15 protein-coding genes are annotated in these 14,330 nt (G+C 64.2%); 6 read left to right on the forward strand and 9 right to left on the reverse strand.

The features are described 5' to 3' along the window. The first annotated feature begins 385 nt into the window (after positions 1 to 385). The 3 genes from IE158_RS10395 to IE158_RS10405 all read left to right on the forward strand — a co-directional run bounded on the left by IE158_RS10395 (position 386) and on the right by IE158_RS10405 (position 2,181). On the forward strand, positions 386 to 820 hold the full coding sequence (locus IE158_RS10395) for a hypothetical protein (protein ID WP_189643642.1): 435 nt from the start codon (positions 386 to 388) through the stop codon (positions 818 to 820). 150 nt (positions 821 to 970) lie between these two features. Continuing rightward, positions 971 to 1,651, forward strand: coding sequence for a guanylate kinase (gmk, locus tag IE158_RS10400; RefSeq protein ID WP_189643643.1), 681 nt, complete (start codon positions 971 to 973; stop codon positions 1,649 to 1,651). Beyond that, entirely contained in the window at positions 1,648 to 2,181 is a 534-nt protein-coding gene (locus tag IE158_RS10405) for a macro domain-containing protein (protein ID WP_189643644.1), read from the forward strand. The genes gmk and IE158_RS10405 overlap by 4 nt, the downstream gene beginning before the upstream one ends. Positions 2,182 to 2,316: 135 nt before the next feature. On the opposite strand, the gene IE158_RS13615 is transcribed toward IE158_RS10405, so the two are convergent. The 3 genes from IE158_RS13615 to IE158_RS10420 form a co-directional block, all read right to left on the reverse strand. After that, entirely contained in the window at positions 2,317 to 3,147 is an 831-nt protein-coding gene (locus tag IE158_RS13615) for a peptidylprolyl isomerase (RefSeq protein ID WP_229839065.1), read from the reverse strand. A gap of 96 nt (positions 3,148 to 3,243) precedes the next feature. Continuing rightward, the gene (gene surE, locus IE158_RS10415; RefSeq protein WP_229839066.1) at positions 3,244 to 4,068 is read right to left on the reverse strand and encodes a 5'/3'-nucleotidase SurE; all 825 of its coding nucleotides are present in this window, start codon (positions 4,066 to 4,068) and stop codon (positions 3,244 to 3,246) included. A 67-nt stretch (positions 4,069 to 4,135) separates the two neighbouring features. Beyond that, positions 4,136 to 5,341, reverse strand: a complete 1,206-nt coding sequence (locus IE158_RS10420; RefSeq protein WP_189643645.1) for a YihY/virulence factor BrkB family protein — start codon at positions 5,339 to 5,341, stop codon at positions 4,136 to 4,138. A 116-nt stretch (positions 5,342 to 5,457) separates the two neighbouring features. Between IE158_RS10420 and IE158_RS10425 the strand changes: the two genes are divergently transcribed. Both IE158_RS10425 and IE158_RS10430 read left to right on the forward strand, forming a co-directional pair. Next, entirely contained in the window at positions 5,458 to 5,883 is a 426-nt protein-coding gene (locus tag IE158_RS10425; protein ID WP_189643646.1) for a thioesterase family protein, read from the forward strand. Between the two features lie 41 nt (positions 5,884 to 5,924). Beyond that, the gene (locus IE158_RS10430) at positions 5,925 to 7,694 is read left to right on the forward strand and encodes an NAD-dependent malic enzyme (protein ID WP_189643647.1); all 1,770 of its coding nucleotides are present in this window, start codon (positions 5,925 to 5,927) and stop codon (positions 7,692 to 7,694) included. Positions 7,695 to 7,786: 92 nt separating this feature from the next. On the opposite strand, the gene IE158_RS10435 is transcribed toward IE158_RS10430, so the two are convergent. Together IE158_RS10435 and pyrG are read right to left on the reverse strand one after the other, a co-directional pair. Beyond that, positions 7,787 to 8,008, reverse strand: a complete 222-nt coding sequence (locus IE158_RS10435) for a PspC domain-containing protein (protein WP_189643648.1) — start codon at positions 8,006 to 8,008, stop codon at positions 7,787 to 7,789. A 91-nt stretch (positions 8,009 to 8,099) separates the two neighbouring features. Beyond that, complete coding sequence (gene pyrG, locus IE158_RS10440; RefSeq protein WP_189643649.1) at positions 8,100 to 9,755, reverse strand: CTP synthase; 1,656 nt, start codon at positions 9,753 to 9,755, stop codon at positions 8,100 to 8,102. Between the two features lie 198 nt (positions 9,756 to 9,953). Here pyrG and IE158_RS10445 point away from each other — a divergent pair, with 198 nt between their 5' ends. After that, on the forward strand, positions 9,954 to 10,283 hold the full coding sequence (locus IE158_RS10445) for a DUF2834 domain-containing protein (protein ID WP_189643650.1): 330 nt from the start codon (positions 9,954 to 9,956) through the stop codon (positions 10,281 to 10,283). A 22-nt stretch (positions 10,284 to 10,305) separates the two neighbouring features. Here the strand turns inward: IE158_RS10445 and IE158_RS10450 are convergent, their stop codons facing one another. The 4 genes from IE158_RS10450 to rny form a co-directional block, all read right to left on the reverse strand. Further along, entirely contained in the window at positions 10,306 to 10,785 is a 480-nt protein-coding gene (locus IE158_RS10450) for a hypothetical protein (RefSeq protein WP_189643651.1), read from the reverse strand. Between the two features lie 59 nt (positions 10,786 to 10,844). Next, a complete protein-coding gene (locus tag IE158_RS10455) occupies positions 10,845 to 11,396 on the reverse strand; it encodes an ankyrin repeat domain-containing protein (protein WP_189643652.1) in 552 nt (183 codons plus the stop codon). Between the two features lie 95 nt (positions 11,397 to 11,491). After that, the gene (locus IE158_RS10460; RefSeq protein WP_189643653.1) at positions 11,492 to 12,100 is read right to left on the reverse strand and encodes a hypothetical protein; all 609 of its coding nucleotides are present in this window, start codon (positions 12,098 to 12,100) and stop codon (positions 11,492 to 11,494) included. A 101-nt stretch (positions 12,101 to 12,201) separates the two neighbouring features. Continuing rightward, complete coding sequence (gene rny, locus IE158_RS10465) at positions 12,202 to 14,019, reverse strand: ribonuclease Y (protein WP_189643654.1); 1,818 nt, start codon at positions 14,017 to 14,019, stop codon at positions 12,202 to 12,204. Positions 14,020 to 14,330 lie beyond the last annotated feature (311 nt).

A 14,330-nucleotide genomic window follows, 5' to 3' on the forward strand; every position in this document is an offset into this window, starting at 1 on the left:
AAGCCGCCCTGCTTCATATTTTTCTGCGATCCAGACAACGTTTCCTTCAACCTGTCAGGTACTGAGGCAGACGGGTACAGTTCTGCAAGAGAGCGAAGAGACATAGACTCGCTTGGACCTGATCTCCATTTGCCGGATGCCCCCTAAGATTCTGGGACTCCCGCACTTTGGTAGACACGGCGCAGCAGCTCTTAAGGCGGGAGGAGTCAGTCGCTGCGGCGGCAAGTGTTCTTTGGGAAGCAGCCAATTTCAAATCATTTTTCGTGCATTGTCCGGGCTGTATACACGGCCCATGAAACAAATCGGTGGGCGGACAAGTCAGGGAAGTGGCCGCATATTTTGCATATGGGGGCTACGGCTCTTATACTGCCCGGACGGAGGAACAATGACCTACAAAAGACTAAGTGAGCAGGTTCAGGAACTGACCAACGCCCAGCGCAGCGATACATTTGTGCGCCAATTCCGTGAAGCGGTACGCCAAGGCAACTTCAAAGCGATTTATCTGCCTGGTGAACGCTTTACCCTGCCCAAACAGTACACGCGGCGCGGCAAAAGCGGCACCTATCAAAAAGACACCAAGGAAATGCTCTTTGAACACACCCCCAAGTTTGAGCGGTGGTTCGAGGACATGAACCGTGAGCTGGCGGTCAGCCGCAAAGGCGGCAGCATTAAGGCCACCGTCGAAACTGTGGAGGCCGGTCTGGTGGACTTTGAGGCTCTGGCCCGCGAAACCCAGCAGAAGATGCAGGCCAGCTTTGAAAAAGGTCAGGCCCTGGGCAAGTCCCGCTCCAAGCAGCCTGCGCCCCGCCGCCGCAAGTAAGCCCTGCGCCGAAGGACATTCCCCGCCCAGCGCGGGGATTTTTTGTGCGGTGGATTTTGTGTGCTGTGGCAGAGGTGCTGCCCGGTGCAGAGCCGAGAGGGCAGCGCCTCATCTGGCAGCGCTTAGGGCCAGCGGCGTATTCTGAGGGCCATGAATGAAGTGCCTCCGCCACCGCCCACCGCCCCCCAACCCACTCCCGGCCTGCTGCTGGTGATCACTGGCGCGTCCGGCGTGGGCAAGGGCACGCTGCGGGCGGACTGGCTCAAGGACCAGGACGTGTTTTATTCGACTTCCTGGACCACCCGCGCCCCACGCGAAGGCGAGCGCGAGGGCGTGGACTACGTCTTTGTAGACCGTGAGACTTTCATGGACCACATCGCACGCGGCGAGTTTCTGGAGCACGCCGAGTTTGTGGGCAATCACTACGGGACACCGCTCGCGCCCATCCGCGACGCCATAGCAAGCGGAAAGGATGTGGTGCTGGAGATTGAGGTCGAAGGTGCCCGGCAGGTGCGTGAACGCCTGGGCCGCGAGGCCGTGATGATCTTTATCATGCCGCCGAGCCTGGAGGAACTGCGCCGCCGCCTGGAAGGGCGCGCTACCGAGACCCCCGACCGCATCGAGAAGCGCCTGGCGCGCGCCGAGGTGGAGATGGGCCAGACCAGCATGTTCGACTATGTGGTGGTCAACGACGACCTGGAGCGGGCTGTGGCGGACCTGCATGCCATTCAGCAGGCCGAGCGCTGGCAGCGGACAGGCCAGGCTTCTGAGGAGCCGCAGGCCCTCCGCGCAGAGCAGCTCCGCACCCGCGTCCCAGAGGCAGGACAATGACTCCGGCCAGGGAGCGCCTGAGCCTGGTGCAGGGCGACATCACCCGGCAGCAGGTAGACGCCATTGTGACCGCGGCCAATGCAGCCCTGCGCGGAGGCGGGGGCGTGGACGGTGCAGTCCACAGTGCCGCTGGCCCTGAGCTGCTGGCGGCGCTAAGGCCCATCGGGGGCACGCCTACCGGCACCGCTGTGCTGACCCCCGCCTTCCGGCTTGAGGAGCGCGGAGTACGCTGGGTGATTCATGCCGTTGGCCCCGTCTGGCACGGCGGCACACATGGCGAAGCGGAAGCCCTGGCCGGTGCTTACCGCCAAAGCCTCGACCTGGCAGCAGAAGCGGGAGCGCAGAGCGCCGCGTTTCCCCTGATCAGCGCGGGGGTGTATGGCTACCCGCTGGAGCAAGCGCTGGACATTGCGCTGCGGACCCTGCTGGCAGGACTGGAGCAGCATCCTGGCCTGGAAGCCCGGCTGGTGCTGTTCGGGGAAGCCACCTATCAAGCAGGACGGGCCGCTTTGGAGCGGTTGCCGTCTTGAGGGAGAGCCAAGAGCCCTGGGTCAGCCGTCCGTGTCATGTCGAGCAGAGCGGACAAAAGCCCAAAAAAAGGCCCCAACGAGAGGGCCTTTTTCTTTTGTTCTTTCTTGCTTATAGATTTCTGCTGCGCAGGAGACTTACTGCGACTTGGTCAGAATCCGCACGCTGAGCAGGGTATCGGGCACCGCGCCTTCGACTGGGGTTTCACCGCCGCCGTCACTAGAGGCCGTGCGGGTCAGGCCATCCAGCGCACTCTGGCCGTCCACGACTTTGCCAAAGATGGTGTGGCGGCCATTGAGGAACTCGGTGGGTGCAAAAGTCACGAAGAACTGGCTGCCGTTGGTGCCGGGGCCAGAGTTCGCCATTGCCAGCAGGTTGGGCTCGCTAAAGGTCAGGTTCTGGCGGATTTCGTCGGGGAACTGGTAGCCGGGGCCACCGCTGCCCCACTCTTCCTTCTTGGCCTCGTCTACGCTCAGGGGGTCGCCGCCCTGCGCCATAAAGCCGTCAATCACGCGGTGGAAGCGGGTGCCATCATAGAAATGGTTGCGGGCCAGCGCCACGAAGTTGTTGACCGTGACCGGCGCGTCCTTTTCCAGCAGGTCAATCAGGACCTGACCGCGTGAGGTGTCCAGCAGGGCGTAGTAGTCGGTGTTCTGCTGCAAGGCGCGGGCAGGCTGCTTGTCAAATGCCCGCACCGGCTCCTGGCTGAGCGGCTCCAGCGCCGTATAGCCAGTCGGTACTGCGCCGGGTTCAGTCACCGTAGGCGCGCTGGCGGCGGCTTCAGAGGCAGCCGCGCCCGAAGCACTCTCAGTGGTGCTGGCGCTGGTCGCGGCGCTGCTGGTCGTGGTTTCACTGGTGGTCACAGCGCTGGTGGTCGTGGTGGTCTTGGTCTGCTCCTGGCAGGCGCTCAAGGTGCCCAGGCCCAGCAGGGCAGTCAGCAAGAGCGCGGGGGTGTTGGCAACGTTCATCGGGTTCCAGTGTAGCCATCCTCGGTGGGAGGCATGTTAAAGAGAAGCGGGGCGCAAGGGCCGTACCTCGCTGCACCCACACAGCCGCAAACAGAGTTAGAGAGAAGGCAGATAGCCTCTCAGCTGGCCCATCAGGTCGCGGGCCGTCAGGTCCAGCCGCACAGGCGACACACTCACAAAGCCGCGCTGCACGGCCCCGTAGTCGGTGCGTTCATCCTCTTCGGCGGGGGCGGTGCTGGTGCCTGCCACCCAGTGATATTCGCGGCCTTCGGGGTCCTGGCGCGAAATGATCTGGTCTTCCCAGCGGTGCATCCCCACCTCGGTCACCTGCACGCCCTGAAAAGCGGTGCCGGGGAAATTGACGTTCAGCAGGGTCCGGGGCGGCAGACCACGCGCCGCCACTTCAGCGGCCAGGCAGGCCGCGTAGGCTGCCCCGGCGCTGAATTCGTACTCGCCGTCAGGCCGGGCCTGCTGGCTAAAAGCGATGGACGGAATCCCCAGCGCCAGCCCCTCGATGGCAGCGGCCACCGTGCCGGAGTGGGTCAGGTCATCGCCCAGATTGGGGCCGATGTTGATCCCGCTGACCACCAGGTCTGGCCGCGCCAACAGATGGATGCCCAGCACCACGCAGTCGGCTGGAGTCCCGTCTACCCGGTAGGCTGGAATCTCTCCAAAGCCCGCCGCCGCCGTGTGCTTGAAGCGCAGCGGGCGGCGCAGCGTGATGCCGTGCCCCACGGCAGACTGCTCTACATCGGGAGCCACCACAAACACGTTGCCCACCTGCGCCAGTGCCAGCGCCAATGCCTTGATCCCCGGCGAGAAAATGCCGTCGTCGTTGGCCACCAAAATGGTGGGGCGAGCAGGGTCGGCGGGCTGAAAGCGGGGCAGGGTCACCTGGGGAGCAAGTGGGCTAGAAGTCATGCTTCCTATCCTGCCATGCCAGCGAAAACGGCCCCGCAGGGCCGCTTCAGTATCACCGCTCCTGTCCTCAGCGGCGCTTGGTGTAGAGCGTGCCCTTGTTGGTGTGCACGGTCACCCGCTTTTGGACCACCTGTTTCTTGCCGCCCAGGCCCAGGGCTTTGGTGAGCAGCAGGGCGGGTACGGCCAGCACGGCGCTCAGGGCATTCCACAGGGCACCTGCCACGCTGGGCATCACCGGCTTGGGGGCCGACTGCTGCATGGTTAGCATCGAGTGGGGCTGCTCCATGCGGGTGGTGCGCTGCCAGGCCCGCTGGCGCTGCTGCGGCGACAGGGCACCGCCGGTTTCGGCAGCGTAGGCAATGGCGCGGGCTTCGCGGGGTGTCAGGTAGCCCTCTTCTTTGAGCTTGGCGCTCAGGTTGGCCTCACTGGACCCAAAATGCTTGGCGTAAGCGTAGGTCAGCTCGGCCCCGAAAAACAGAATCATGGAGTTGTAATAAATCCACAGCAGCAGCAGCACAATGGAGCTGGCCGCACCGAAAGCACTGGTCGGCGCAAAGTTGGCAAAGTACCAGCTGATGATGATTTGCAGCACCGAGAACAGCACCGCCGTGATGGCTGCTCCCACCAGCACATCGCGCCACTGCAACCGGACATTGGGCAGCACCCGGTAGATCACGGCGAACACGCCGGTCAGCAGCAGCGCACCCAGCAGCAGGGTGCCCAGTCGGGCCAGCAAGGCCCCCACGCCCCAGGCCTCTCCAAGTTGCTGGGCAATGGCCGACATATAGGTGTTCAGAGCGAAGAACAGCAGCATCACCACACCGAAGCCCAGCACCATCAGCAGACCGATACCCCGGGTCTTGAGTTGCCCCACAAAGCCGCCGCTGGCTTCATCTGGGACATTCCAGAGTTCGTTGAGCGACGCTTGCAGCTGAACGAACAGGTTGGAAGCGCCCCAGGCCAGTGCAGGCAAACCGACCAACAGGCTGGACGTAATGCCTTTGCTGGGGTCAACCTTGCCACCTTTGAGGAATTCACCGATTTGCTCAGCGATTTTGGGGTCGACATTGGCAGCCAGGAAATCCACGATGCGCTGCTGGAAATTGGGGTCAGCCAGCAGACCGCTCATGACGGCTATCGCCAGAATCAGCAGCGGCACCAGCGCAAAAATAGTGAAGTAGGTCAGGGCGGCAGCCAGGCGCGGCGCATTGTCCTTGCCAAAGGACGTGGTCGCCTCGCGCACCAACAGAGCAGTTTGGGGAACAGTGAGCATCTTGCTTCCCAGTCTAAACGTCCCGCCTGTTGAGCAGCACCGAAGCGCACTCACAGGCCGTTTAGGCTTGGCCCAGCCCAGCCCGCACGGCAAGCCCCTTGCTAGCCTGGGAACATATGCGCTCCATCCCCGAACAGCACCGCGAAACCCTGACCATCACCGTGACGGATGACATGACCGTGAACTTTACCGAGCTGGGGCCGCTGCACCCGGTCTACTCCACCTACACCCTGGCCAAGCACTTTGAGGAAGCGGGGCGCAAGCTGCTGCTGCCCTTTCTGGAGCCGGGCGAGGACAGCATCGGGATTCAGGTAGAAACATTTCATACCGGCTCGGCGCTGCCGGGCATGCAGGTGACGGTCACGGCCACTGTGCAGGAGGTGAGTGGCCGCCGCATCGTGTGTGCACTGCACGCCGTGAGCAGCTTGGGAGACGACATCGGGCACGGGACCGCCAGCCAGCTGGTGCTGCCCGCAGAGAAAATCAGAGCCGGTTTTGAGGCGCTGCGTGAGCGCTTCGCGGCCAGCCAACGGTCTTCCTGAGCAGCAGACCAAGCTGACGCGACTCAACTATGCTGTGGGGCATGTCCAGCCCCAACCAACTGACCCGCTACTACGACATCAAACGTGACGAGAACGGACAGCGCTACGTCGCAGTCCATGTGACCGGCTTTCCCCTACTTCAAATCCCGTTGCTGAACAAATCCACCGGATTCTCGCGCGAGGAGCGCCGCGCCCTGAATATCGAAGGGCTGGTGCCCCCACACACCAGCACCATGCAGGAGCAGAAGACGCGCACCTACAATTCTTACCTCAAGCAGACCAGCGACTTTGGCCGCCACGAATTCCTGCGCGCCCTGCAAGACCGCAACGAAGTGCTGTTCTACGCGCTGCTGCTGGACCACCTGGAAGAAATGCTGCCAATTCTCTACACGCCCACGGTGGGCGAAGCGGTCAAGAACTTCTCGGACATTTACCGCTATCCGCGCGGGCTGGCCGTGAGCACCGACGACATTGAGCATGTGGACGAAGTGCTGGACAACGTGCCCCTGAACGACGTGCGAATGATCGTGGCCACCGATTCCAGCGCGATTTTGGGCATTGGGGACCAGGGCTTTGGGGGCATGGCGATTTCGATTGGCAAGCTGAGCCTGTATGTGGCGGGCGGCGGCCTGGGCCTGGACAAGACCCTGCCGGTAGAGCTGGATGTGGGTACAGACCGCGAGGACCTGCTGGCCGACCCCTTGTACCTGGGTCAGCACCACCGCCGCCTGACGGGCCGGCAGTACGACGAGTTTCTGGACCGCTTTGTGGAAGCAGTGGCGGAGCGCTACCCACAGGCGATTATTCAGTGGGAAGACTTTTCGCGGGGCACGGCGTTTCATGTCCTGGAGCGTTACCGCCGGGTGATTCCGTCCTTTAACGACGACATTCAGGGCACTGGCGCGATGGCGGTGGCTGGGCTGATTCGGGCCGCACAAATCAAGGGTGAGCGGCTCTCAGACCAGGTGTTCGTGGTGGTGGGCAACGGCGCAGGCGGCATCGGCGTGGCGGGCATGATTCGCCAGGGCCTGCTGCGCGAGGGCCTCAGCGAGGAGCAGGTGCGCGAGCGGCTGTTCGTGGTGGCCCGCACCGGCCTGATGGTCGAGGGGCTGGGCTACGAAGTGGACGCCTTCCAGCAGGCATTTATTCAGCCGCGCAGCGCTGTGGAGAGCTGGACCCTGGCCGGTGAGCAGCCCACCCTCCTAGAAACGGTGCAGAATGCCCGCGCCACCGCCATTTTGGGGCTGACGGGCGCAGCGGGCCTGTTCGGGGAGGAACTGGTGGCAGCCATGCAGGCGCACACCAAGCGGCCCATCATCTTTCCGCTGTCCAACCCCACCAGCCACATCGAGGCGCACCCCGCCGACCTGCTGCGCTGGACAGATGGCTGGGCGATCATCGCCACTGGCAGTCCTTTTCAGCCGATTGAGTATGGCGGGCGCGAGTACCGCATCGGCCAGGGCAACAATGCCTTTATCTTTCCGGGGTTGGGCTTTGGAGCCGTGATGAGCCGCGCCCGCGAAATCACCGACAGCATGGTGATGGAAGCGGCGCAAACCCTGGCCGACTGGACCGCTCAGCACGCTGGCCCAGACGCGGTATTTCCTGCGGTGAGCCAGCTGCGGACCGTCAGCGAAGAAGTGGCCGTGCGGGTGGCCCGGCAGGCCATCACCGAAGGCGTCAGCGCCGAGCGCCGCATCCGCAACCTGTCGGACGAGGCCCTGGCGGAATTCATCCGGGCGCACCAGTGGACCCCGGAATATCTGCCCTTCCGCCGCGCCACCGACGCTGAATCAGCTCTGGGCCTGTAAAGCCTCCGTAGAAGACGAAAGCCCCTGCCCAGTTATCCAGGCAGGGGCTTTTTGTCGGCGGTAGGTCAGTCATTCCATTTAGCCTGCTGGATTTACCCGGCTGGGGCCAGCACCCACAGCAGGACATACCCCAGCGCGACAAAAGGAACTGCGCCGGTCAGCAGACTTAGCGCCAGCACGGCCACACGCAGCAAGGTCAGGTCGGTGTGGGGCAGGTAGTGGCGCTGCAAACCGGCCACCACACCGGCCAGCAACTTGTGGCTCTCGTCACGGCGAAACTCACTTGTAGGGCTGGGCAGAGGCGCTCTTTGCATACCGGCAGCCTAAACGGAGGCCCGGCCCGCCGCATCCTTCCAAAGGTGGAGGGAGTGCAGCAGGCCCGGCAAAATCCAGCAGAGATTCAGATCAGGCTGAGGCAGACTCGCTTTGCTGCTTGCGCTTCAGGGCCGCTTCCACCAGGCCAGCAAAGGGCGGGCTGGGGCGCATGGGGCGGCTCTTGAACTCGGGGTGTGCCTGCAACGCCACGTAGTAGGGGTGCTCACTGCGGGGCAGCTCCACGGTTTCCACCAGTCCCGCGCCGCGCCCCTCAACCCCAGGTGTCACGCCGCTGATGACCAGCCCGGCTTCTTGTAGCTGTGGCACGTACTCGGGGTTCACCTCGTAGCGGTGGCGGTGGCGCTCCATCACGGTGCCGCCCTGGGGCACGCCGTACATCTCGGCCACCTGGGTGCCCTCAGCCAGCTGCATGGGCCAGTCGCCCAGGCGCATGGTGCCGCCCATGCCGTCTACTTCCAGCTGCTCGGGCATCAGGTCAATCACCTTGTGCTCGGCGTAGGGGTCGAACTCAGAGGAGTTGGCGTCCTTGATGCCGGCCTTGTGGCGGGCGTACTCAATGACCGCCACCTGCATGCCCAGGCACACGCCCAGATAAGGCACGCCGCGCTCACGCGCGTACTCGGCGGCGCGAATCTTGCCCTCGATGCCGCGAATGCCAAAGCCACCCGGCACCAGGATGCCGTCCGCGTCGCCCAGCAGGGCTTCGATGTTCTCGCCGCTTTCGGCCAGCTCCTCGGCGTTGACCCATTTCACGTTCACGTGGGCGTCGTTGGCGACGCCGGCATGCGTCAGCGACTCCAGCAGGCTCAGATAAGCGTCGGGCATGGCGGTGTATTTGCCCGCAATGGCAATGGTGACTTCGTTTTCGGGGGCTTTGAGGGTCTTGACCGCGTTGGTCCACACATTCAGGTTGGGGTGGGTGCGTTCCAGGCCCAGCAGGTCCTCGACGGCTTTGCCCAGGCCCTGTTCTTCGAGTGTGAGCGGCACTTCATAGATGTGCGGCACATCGTAGCTGGAAAAGACCCGGTTTTCACGCACGCTGGTAAAAGCGGCAATCTTGCGGGTGATTTCGGCAGGCAGTTTCTCTTTGGAGCGCACCATCACGATGTCGGGGCTGATGCCGTAGGAGCGCAGCGCCGCCACCGAGTGCTGGGTGGGCTTGGTCTTGAACTCGTTGGACGTGCCCAGGTACGGTACCAGCGTCAGATGCAGGTACAGCACGTTCTCGTCGCCTTCGTCAAAGCGGAACTGGCGAATGGCTTCGAGGAACGGCAGCGATTCAATGTCGCCCACGGTGCCGCCCACCTCAATCAGCACAATTTCGGCACCGGCATTCTCACCTGCGGCCCGAATCCGGCGCTTGATTTCGTCGGTGACATGCGGAATCACCTGCACGGTCTGCGAGAGGTAATCCCCGGCCCGCTCCTTGCGGATCACTTCCTGGTACACCTGTCCAGTGGTGATGTTGCTGCCCTGGGGAATATCCAGGTCCAGGAACCGCTCGTAGTTGCCGATGTCCAGGTCCGTCTCGGCGCCCGAAGCGGTCACGAAGCACTCGCCGTGCTCGTAAGGGCGCATGGTGCCGGCGTCGATGTTGATATAAGGGTCAATCTTGACGGCGGTGACTTTGTAGCCACGGGCCCGCAGCAAAGCGCCCAGGCTGGCGCTGGCGATGCCTTTGCCCAGGCTGCTGACCACGCCGCCGGTAACGAAGATGTATTTCATGCTGAACTCCTTGGCTGGGAAGCGGGAGAGGAAAAAATGCGGGAAAATGACCCAGCAGCGCCGCCGGCTTTTTTGGTGAGGGGTCAGCGCGCAGGCGGACCCATAAAAAAAGCCGTGGCGCTAGGCTCACGGGGTTATAGGATAGCACGCGGCCCGGGCAGCTGACCCACCGCAGACAGGCCGCTCCTAGCATGGCTCATGACCCACGAAGCCAAACTGTATGCCTATCTGGCGCTGGCCGCCCTGGGCTTACTTCTGCCGCTGTCGCAGTTCGTTCCCTGGCTGCTGGAACATGGCCTGCATCTGGGGCTGCTGTGGGACGAGATCATCCAGTCCAGAATCTCGGCGTTTGCCTGGGCCGATGTGGCCGTCACCGCCCTGAGCGTTGTGGTTCTCCTTGCGGCGGAAACCCACCGCAAAGTGCCTTACCGCTGGCTCGCGGCGCTGGGCACCCTGCTGGTCGGGCCTTCGTTCGGACTCCCGCTGTATCTCTTCCTGCGCGAACTGGGCAAGCGCGAACTGGCGTAAAGGAGTAGGCCCACAGGACTGCTCAGAAATCGTAGCTGGTGTCTAACTCCAGGTCTCGAATACTCACAATCCGGGCAGTGTCCACATGCACGCATTCCAAAACATAGGGGCTTCCCTGCACGGTGGTGCCCGTGATCTCGAATGAGTCGCCGTCCTTCTGGCAGTCACGCGCCATAGCCGCCGTCCAGGGCCGACCCGTAAACGCCTGCACAAACAGCTGTGTCACCTCTTCCGAGCGGCGGTCCAGGGGCTGGGGCTCCATGGCCGAGTTGGCGGTGAGGCTGGACGCGAGCTGCCCAGTCGCCCGGATGCGAGTGATGTTCAAAATGCCGCCATCGGTCAGGAAATCCTCGGCCTGCACGCGGCCAAATGGAACGACGAATTTGTTGGTGCAGTGCACCGTGCGGCAGAGGGCTGAGTCTTCTAGCGGGGCCGTGCTCCGCAGCAAGGTGGGCGCAGTCGGGGCCTGAGCAGCCTGAGCGGTACGGGTCGCAGCTGACACCGCACAGGCACACAGGCAGAGCGGTAACAGTGACAGCAGTGGGCCCATCCTCAGCCCTGTCATACTCCTGCTCCCTGTGCGTCCCCTGCATCCGATCTGCTCGCCAGCAGCCCCTCCAGCCGAGCCGCCGTACCCTCAGCGCCCATTTGCCGGGCGGCGTCCAGGACGCTGAAGCCAGCCGCGTCGCGGGCGTTCAGGTCGGCGCCGCGCTCCAGCAGCAGCTCCAGCATCTCGGAGCGGTCAAACATAGCTGCCAGGAACAGGGCCGTGCGGCCATCAGGGCCGGGGCTGTCCACATCCACGCCCAGGTCCAGCATCAGGCGCACCATCGCCAGGTCGCCCTTGAAGGCCGCTGCTTGCAGAGGGGTCTGCCCCCGGTCATTGGCGCGCGACGCATCTGCACCGGCCTCCAGCAGTACCCTCACCACGTCCGGCTGACCGTTGTAGGCCGCCAGCATCAGCAGGGTGTCCCCCTTTTCATTGGTCAGGTTGGCAGGCACACCCTTTTCCAGCCACTGCCGCACCTCTCCGGCCTCGCCCGCGCGGGCCAGATCGAACATGCGCTGAAGCAGTTCCAGAAGCTGAGGATCAAGTTCCGAAGCGTGTGTCATGCGCTGAATTGTGCCACAGGAGCGAGGAGCGTACCTGGCTGGACCTTTCATTCACTGAGGCAGACACAGCACTCGGGAGCATCTCACCAGCAAGCTCAGCCCGGCTCGCCCTGGGCCCGCAGCGCCGCCAGCCGCTCCCCTGCCAGCCGCATCAGCGCCCACTGCCCCGCCAGGAACCACGCGCCCAGCAGCAACGCGCCCAGGTTCAGCAGCCAGGCGGCTGGGCTCAGCCAGCGCTGGGCCGTCTGCGTGCGCTGGAGCCAGGTCTGCACCTCGGCCTGCTGGCTGCGAAGCTCCGGCACACTGGGGCGGCTTTCGAGCAGCGTCACCCAGTTGTCGGTCACGGTCTGAAACTCGCGCAGGGCCTGCTCGGTCACGCCGTTCTGGGTCAGAAATGCACCAATAAGCGGCGCTTCCTGGGCACGGTCTGCCAGGTCGCCCACCGAGCGCACAGCGGCCAGGGTCTCGGGCCGCGCCAGGATGTCCAGCGGCTCCAGCGACGCCATCAGTTGGGTGAGGTTGGTGTTGACGGTGCTCAGGCCCGCCTCAGCCTGCGAGAGCCAGGTGCTCAGCACCGGGAGCAAGGTGAGCGTCAGGCCCCAGGTGCCGAGCGTCAGCAGTGCGGCCAGCCCGGTGCCCAGGCCACCCAGCAGCCGCACCAGCCGCCAGAACCCAGCCGGGGGGCGGGAACGTGTCTGCGTCATAGGGAGCATTGTAAAGGGGCGGCGAACCACGAAAAGGAAGGCGGAAAGCAGGTCATCGCCCACGTTCCGCCCTCTGCTCTTTGTCCACCCCCCGTTCTCTCCTACCTTGCCACCTCGGTGGCGCGGCTTTCGCGCACCACCGTGACCTGCACCTGACCGGGATATTCCATGTCCTGCTCGATGCGTCCGGCCACGTCGCGGGCCAGCAGCACGGCCCCGGCGTCGCTCACCTGGTCCGGCTGCACGATCACGCGCACCTCGCGGCCGGCCTGAATGGCGTAAGCCTGCTGCACCCCCGGAAAGCTCACGGCGATTTCTTCCAGGGCTTCCAGGCGGCGGGTGTAGGCTTCCAGCTCCTCGCGCCGCGCACCGGGGCGGGCGGCGCTGATGGCGTCGGCGGCAGCCACCAGCACCGAGTACAGCGTCTCGCCGTTTTCGGGGTCGTGGTGGTGAGCGATGGCGTCAATCACTTCGGTGCCCTCGCCAAAGCGGGTGCCCAGGCTGATGCCGATATCCACGTGGGTGCCTTCCACCTCGCGGTCAATACTCTTGCCGATGTCGTGCAGCAGCCCGGCGCGGCGGGCCAGGGCCGCATCCAGCCCCAGCTCGCCCGCCATGATGCCGGTCAGGTGCGCCACCTGCACCGAGTGCTTGAGCACGTTCTGGCCGTAGCTGGAGCGGAAATACATCCGGCCCAGCAGTTGCAGCAGCCCCGGCTTGAGGCCCACCACGCCCGCTTCAATGGCCGCTTCTTCGCCCTGGGTATGAATAAAGGTCCGCATGTCCTCCTGGGCGCGGCCCACCATTTCCTCGATGCGGGTGGGATGAATGCGCCCGTCTTCGAGCAGCGATTCCAGCACATGCCGGGCCACCTCGCGGCGGATCGGGTTAAAGCTGCTGAGCATGACGGCCTCGGGGGTGTCGTCAATAATCAGGTCCACGCCAGTCAGCGCCTCAAAGGCGCGGATGTTGCGGCCCTCGCGGCCAATCAGGCGGCCTTTCATGGCGTCGCTGGGAATCGGCACCACGCTGACCGACAGCTGAGCGCTGGTCTCCGAGGCGCTGCGCTGAATCGCCTGGGCAATCAGCCCCCGGGCCTGCCGGGCGATTTCTTTGCCACTCAGGTCCGCTGCCGTGCGGATACGGGCTGCTTTTTCTTCTTCCAGCTCGGCGTCGAGCGCTTCCAGAATGCGGCTGCGGGCTTCTTCGCGGCTCAGTCCGGCCACTTCCTGCAAGCGGGCCTCAACTTCAGTGGCGCGGCCTTGCAAGCTTTCTTCCTGAGCGCTGAGGTCACGACTCTGGCGCTCCAGGCGCTCTTCCAGGGCGTCCAGGCGTTCGCCGCGCACATCCAGCTGCTCCGCGCGGCGGCTCTGGCGCTCCAGCTCCCGGTTCATCGCCTCGCGCTCGGAGCGGTACTCCTGGCGGTCAGCGCTCAGGTGCTCGCGCTCCTGGGCCATTTCGGCCTTCAGGGCTTGCCGCTCGGCTTCCAGGCGTTCGCGGTCCTGTTCCAGCTGGATGCGGTCGGCGCTGACCGTGTCACGCAGGGCCTGAAACTGAAGGTGCTGCTCGGTCAGCTGAATGCGGCGCTCTTCGAGTTGCTGGCGCTGCTCGCGCAGGCCCTCGGCCAGCTGGGAACGCTGCTGCTCGGCAGCTTCGCGGGCCTGGGCCAGCAGACTTTCGGCCCGCACTCTGGCATCGGCCTGGGCCGCAGCCTGCACCGCTTGCGCTTCGCTGCGGGCCTGATCTCGTAGGGCCAGGCTGTCCGCCTCGGCGGCGCGGCGGATGGCTTCGGCCCGCTCTAGGGCCTGTTGTTCATGCTGTTGTTCCAGGCGCTCACGCTGCTGTGCGCCCAGCATCCGCCCAGCCCAAAAGGCGGCGGCGATGCCCAACAGAGCCAGGATGACGTAAAAGACATTCAAATAAGGCTCCTTCCTATGTACGGAGGTATTCGGTAAACGGTAAAGGCGGAAATAAGAAACGGACAGGCTTCCCAACTGGGGATACTGGCCGGCAGGGACGCTAAACACGGTCGCCTGGTCAGATTCGGTGAGATGAATACCTGATGGTTGAATGAAGGTACTCCGGCCCAGTGTAGCCCGTCTGATCAGGGGAGCCCGTGCGGTGAGGCCCCCTGACCGGCCCCTCCCTGGGGCTGGGTGATAAACTGGCATGCTTAGCCTTCCGGGCAAAACAGACTTGCCCGCTACGCCTCAGACAGAATCCTCTACGG

This window comes from Deinococcus piscis (assembly GCF_014653275.1).
GTDB classification, from domain to species: Bacteria; Deinococcota; Deinococci; order Deinococcales; family Deinococcaceae; genus Deinococcus; species Deinococcus piscis.